General features: G+C 68.3%; 5 protein-coding genes. 4 read left to right on the top strand and 1 reads right to left on the bottom strand.

Translation table 11 applies throughout. The features are described 5' to 3' along the window. Both FKP22_RS20125 and FKP22_RS20120 read left to right on the top strand, forming a co-directional pair. Positions 1-1,822: hybrid sensor histidine kinase/response regulator (locus FKP22_RS20125; RefSeq protein ID WP_141289478.1), on the top strand; the 1,822-nt coding region annotated here is incomplete at its 5' end. 59 nt (positions 1,823-1,881) lie between these two features. After that, positions 1,882-2,919, top strand: a complete 1,038-nt coding sequence (locus tag FKP22_RS20120) for a GGDEF domain-containing protein (RefSeq protein WP_141289477.1) — start codon at positions 1,882-1,884, stop codon at positions 2,917-2,919. Positions 2,920-2,952: 33 nt separating this feature from the next. Here the strand turns inward: FKP22_RS20120 and FKP22_RS20115 are convergent, their stop codons facing one another. Continuing rightward, positions 2,953-4,497 carry a cryptochrome/photolyase family protein gene (locus tag FKP22_RS20115; RefSeq protein WP_141289476.1) on the bottom strand — a complete coding sequence of 515 codons (1,545 nt, stop codon included), beginning with the start codon at positions 4,495-4,497 and terminating at the stop codon, positions 2,953-2,955. Positions 4,498-4,572: 75 nt separating this feature from the next. On the opposite strand from FKP22_RS20115, the gene FKP22_RS20110 reads away from it, so the two are divergent. Both FKP22_RS20110 and ruvX read left to right on the top strand, forming a co-directional pair. Next, the gene (locus tag FKP22_RS20110; protein WP_141289475.1) at positions 4,573-5,151 is read left to right on the top strand and encodes a YqgE/AlgH family protein; all 579 of its coding nucleotides are present in this window, start codon (positions 4,573-4,575) and stop codon (positions 5,149-5,151) included. Beyond that, positions 5,148-5,385 (top strand): Holliday junction resolvase RuvX (gene ruvX, locus FKP22_RS20105; RefSeq protein WP_141289474.1); only part of this gene is annotated, 238 nt, incomplete at its 3' end. The genes FKP22_RS20110 and ruvX, both read left to right, overlap by 4 nt.

The raw sequence follows: 5,385 nt of genomic DNA, 5'->3' as shown, positions 1-5,385 counted from the left end.
GCCGCTGCTGGACCGCATGGTCAGCCATGCCGGCGAGGTCGGCATTGCGCGTGCCCGCATCGAATCCGACATGGGCCAGATGCAGCTGGGCCTGAAGGAACTGACGGACAACCTGGAGCGGCTGCGCCGCCAGCTGCGCGACCTGGAACTGCAGGCCGAAACCCAGATGGCCACGCGCATGGAAGCGGCCCGCCACTCCAAGCAGGACTTCGATCCGCTGGAAATGGACCGTTTCACCCGCGTGCAGGAACTGACGCGCATGATGGCCGAGTCGGTCAACGACGTGGGCACCGTGCAGCGCGGCCTGCAGCAGACGCTGCAGGACACCGAAGACCAGCTGGCCGTGCAGGCACGGCTGAACCGCGACCTGCAGGACGACCTGCTGCGCGCGCGCATGGTGGAGTTCGACACCCTGTCTGACCGGCTCTACCGCGTGGTGCGCCAGGCGGCCAAGGAATCCGGCAAGCAGGTGCGCCTGAACCTGCAGGGCGGCGGCATCGAGCTGGACCGCGCGGTGCTGGACCGCATGGCGCCGCCGTTCGAGCACCTGCTGCGCAATGCGGTGGTGCACGGCATTGAAAGCGGCTCGCTGCGCGAGGCCATGGGCAAGTCGGCCAGCGGCACGATTGACGTGACGCTGCGCCAGGCTGGCAACGAAGTGCAGATCGAGGTGCGTGACGACGGTGCCGGCCTGAACCTGGCCCGCATTGCCGAACGCGCCACCGCGATGGGCCTGCTCAACGAACACAGCCGGCCGACCGAAGCAGAGTTGGCTGGCCTGATCTTCACGCCAGGCTTCTCGACTGCCGACCAGGTGACCGAGCTGGCTGGCCGTGGCATTGGCATGGACGTGGTGCGTTCCGAGGTGACCGCGATGGGCGGCCGGATCGAAACCGCCAGCTCGTCCGGCCAGGGCACGGCCTTCCGGATGGTGCTGCCGCTGACCACGGCGGTGACGCAGGTGGTGGTGGTGAATTCCGGCGCGCAGACCGTGGCGCTGCCGTCGACGCTGGTCGACATGGTGCGCCGCGTGCCGGCGGCCGAGGTCGAGGCGGCCTACCAGACGGGCCTGCTGCGCCATGGCGAGGTCGACGTGCCGTTCTTCTGGCTGGGCAGCCTGCTGCAGCAGTCGCTGCGCGGGCCGGTTGAAGGCAAGAGCCTGCCGGTGGTGGTCGTGCGCTCGGCGGCCCAGCTGGTTGCGGTGCACGTCAGCCAGGTCGTGGCCAACCAGGAAGTGGTGGTCAAGAACCTCGGGCCGCAGCTCTCGCGCCTGCCGGGTCTCGCCGGCATGTCGCTGCTCCCGACCGGTGACACGGTGCTGATCTACAACCCGGTGGCGCTGACGGCGGTGTACGGTGCCGAAGTGCGCCAGCGCCTGCTGGCTGCGCCGGTGGATGCCGCGACCCAAGCGGTGCTGCCGGAAGTGGTCGAGCCGGTGCGCCTGGCGCCGCTGGTGATGGTGGTCGACGATTCGCTGACGGTGCGCCGCGTGACGCAGCGCCTGCTGCAGCGCGAAGGCTACCGCGTGGTGCTGGCCAAGGACGGGCTGGACGCACTGGAAAAGCTGGCCGATGAAGCGCCGGCGGTGATGCTGTGCGACATCGAGATGCCGCGCATGGACGGTTTCGACCTGGTGCACAACGTGCGCAGCGATCCTCGCCTGGCCAAGCTGCCGGTCGTGATGATCACCTCGCGCATTGCCGAGAAGCACCAGGAGCATGCGCGTGAGCTGGGCGTGAACCACTACCTGGGCAAGCCCTATGACGAAGACTTGCTGCTCTCGCTCGTGCGCGACTATGCTGGCGAGACGGCTGCGGCCTGAGCGCAAGGGGCGCCAGGCATAGACGGTTGGAGCAGGGGGTTCATGCAACCGCGCTGTCGATGCGACCGATTGTCGAACGGCTCGCCGAACTGACCGGCCTTCGGGACCGGGACGCGCTCGATGTCAGCTTGCTCAGCGCGCTGGCCGAGCTCTCCGGTGCGCGCCGGGTCGCGCTGCACCGCCTGGTGGGCGAAGACCCGGGGCGGCGCTGGCTGATGCGGGCCCACGTCGAGGCTGCGGCAGCTGGCGGCCACACCGAGGTGCAGATCGAGCCACTGTGGGCCGACCTGCGTGGCCAGCCGCGTTTCGACGAGCGGCCCGATTGGTGTGACTGCCTGTTGTCGCAGCAGGCACGCGCCTGGCGGCCGACCGAGGCCACCAGCCTGTTTCCGCTGTGGGTTGACGAAACGCCGGTGGCCATCATCGAGCTGGAGACGGCCCAGGCGCTGACGCCGACCATGCGCAAGCATGCGCTGGCGCTGCTGCAGGTGATGCGCAACCAGCTTGGCATGCTGGACTACAGCGAGCGCGACACGCTGACCAGCCTGCTCAATCGCAAGAGCTTCGACGAATCCTTCTACCGCGCCTCGGCGCCGCTGCCGGTCGCGGTGTTGACCGACGACGAAGCGCGCCGCCGGGAATCGCCGCTGCGCTACTGGCTGGCCGTCGTGGACATCGATCACTTCAAGCTGGTCAACGACGGCTTTGGTCACCTGATAGGCGACGAGGTGCTGCTGCTGGTGGCGCGGGTGATGCGCGGCAGCTTCCGCTTCTACGACCAGCTCTACCGTTTCGGCGGTGAGGAGTTTGTGCTGCTGCTGCGCTGCGGCACCGAGCACGATGCGATGCTGGCTTTCGAGCGCTTCCGCACCCGCGTCGAGGCCTACCTGTTCCCGCAGGTCAAGCACATCACCGTCAGCATTGGCTTCACCGACGTGCGCACAGGCGACTCGCCGACGGCGGCCGTCGAGCGCGCCGACCAGGCGGTCTACTACGCCAAGCACAACGGCCGCAACCAGGTGCGCTGCCGCGAGGCCTTGCGGCGCGACGGCCTGCTGGCCGACGAAGAGAAATCCAGCGACGTCGAGCTGTTCTGACGCGCCCACTGCGACCGACGCGCTGGCGGCGCGTCAGTGGTTGCGGATCGCCGTCAACCGCTTGCTGGTCTTGCGCGGCGGGCTGTCCCTGGCCTGGACCGGGCCGCCACGCGCAGCGGCAAAGCGCGCCAGCGTTGCTTCGCGCGCCTCATCGTGGGAGACGACGGGCAGCGGGTAGTTCTCGCCCAGCGTGACTTCAGCAGCAGCCAGTTCCAGCGGCAAGGCCTGCCACGGCGCATGAATGGCCTTGGCCGACAGCGCGGCCAGCTGCGGCAGGTAGCGCTTGATGAACTTGCCTTCGGGGTCGAACTTCTCGCTCTGCGAGACCGGGTTGAAGATGCGGAAGTAGGGCTGGGCGTCGCAGCCGGTCGACGCGGCCCACTGCCAGCCGCCGTTGTTGGCAGCCAGGTCGAAGTCGTTCAGCCAGCGTGCGAACCAGGCCTCCCCCCGGCGCCAGTCCAGCCCCAGGTCCTTGACCAGGAAGCTGGCCGTCACCATGCGCAGCCGGTTGTGCATGTAGCCGGTGCGGCTGAGCTGCAGCATGGCCGCGTCCACCAGCGGATAGCCGGTGCGGCCCTCGCACCAGGCTTCGAACAGCGCGTCGGCTTCCTTGCCGTGTGCCCATTTGATGCGGTCGTATTCCGGCTTGAAGGCGTGGCCGTCCACGCGGGGGTGGTGGTGCAGGATCTGGTGATAGAAATCGCGCCAGATCAGCTCGGACAGCCACACCTCCGCGCCGCGCGAGCCGGCCTGCATGCGCTGCCAGGCTTCGCGCGCCAGGTGGCGGATCGAAACCGTGCCAAAGCGCAGATGCGGGCCCAGGTAGCTCGGGCCCTTGACGGCGGGGAAGTCGCGCGCGCGGTCGTAGGCGTCAATGCGGGCCAGGAAGTCCGCCAGCAACTCGTGGGCGCCGCTGCTGCCCGAAGGCAGGCGCATCTGGTGCAGGTCGGTGCGCTCGAAGCCGATGTCGTGCAACTCCGGCACGCCCGGCTCGCCCAGCTCGGCCGGCCATGGCGCCAGCGCCCCGGCATGGCGGGCCACTGGCCAGGCCTTGACGAAAAACGGCGTGAGCTTCTTGAGCCAGGCGTTCTTGTAGGGCGTGAACACGCTGTAAGGCGTGCCGGTGGCGGTCATCACCTCGGCCCGCTCGAAGACCACATGGTCTTTGCTGGTGTAGAGCGACACGCCTTGCGCGGCCAATTCGCCGCGAACCTGGTTGTCGCGTGCCAGCGAGGCCGGTTCGTCGTCATGGCTGGCGAACACCGCCTGCACGCCAAGTTGCGCAGCCAACTGCGGCAGCAGCGCGCGGGCCTGGCCGTGGCGCACGATCAGCCTTACCGGCTGGACGCCGTGCGAAAGCCCCAGGCTGTGCAGCTGGTCGTCCAGGTCGACCAGGCTGTCGCGGATGAACTCGACGCGGCGGTCGGCGCGCGGCAGCGGCGCCAGGATCTCGTCGTCGAACACGAAGGCGCACCAGACCTGGCGCGCGGCACGCAAGGCGGCGTAAAGAGCAGCATGGTCGTCCGCCCGCAGGTCGCGCCGGAACCATACCAGCGCCCGGTCCAGGGAATTGTGCATGGTCCGCAGTGTCTTCTGAATTTCCGGCGGGGCCGGAAACAGTGCGGGGATCGGCCCTGAAATAGAATGCCGGCCATGGCGGCCGACGGCATCAACCTCACCAACCAGTTTTTGATCGCCATGCCCGGCATGGCCGAAGACGCGTTCGCGGGTGCCGTGATCTACCTGTGCGAGCACAGCGAGAAAGGCGCGCTGGGCCTGGTGATCAACAAGCCGATCGACATCACGCTGAAAAACCTGTTCGAGAAGGTGGACCTGGCGCTGGATGAAGAAGGCCTGGGTGCGCAGCCGGTCTTCTACGGTGGCCCGGTGCAGACCGAACGCGGCTTCGTGCTGCATGACCGCCAGAACGACGACGCCAGCGCGTACAACTCCACGCTGAGCGTGCCCGGTGGCCTGTCCATGACCACCAGCAAGGACGTGCTGGAGGCGCTGGCCAACGGCCAGGGCCCGAAGCGGGTGCTGATCACGCTGGGCTACAGCGGCTGGTCGGCCGGCCAGCTCGAAGAGGAGCTGGGCCGCAACAACTGGCTGACGGTGGACGCCACGCCGGAGATCATCTTCGACACTCCCGTGGCCGACCGTTACCGCCGCGCGCTGGCCGAGCTGGGCATCGACCCGCGCATGCTGTCGACCGAAGCGGGGCATGCATGACGCCGCCAGGGCGCATTGCTTCGTCATCCTCCTCTTTTCTGGCCTTTGATTTTGGTGTGAAGCGGGTGGGCACGGCGACCGGCTCGGCGCTGCTGCGCCAGGGCCAGCCGCTGCGCACCATCGCCGCCGAAGGTGACGCGCGTTTCACGGCCATCGCGGCCCTGATCAAGGAATGGCAGCCCGATGCCCTGGTGGTCGGCGTGCCCTTTCACCCGGACGGCGCCGAACACGACA

This window comes from Ideonella azotifigens (genome assembly GCF_006519715.1).
Lineage (GTDB): Bacteria > Pseudomonadota > Gammaproteobacteria > Burkholderiales > Burkholderiaceae_C > Ideonella > Ideonella azotifigens.
The sequence above is the reverse complement of the archived record's forward strand: the minus strand, read 5'-3'. Positions and strand labels throughout refer to the sequence as shown.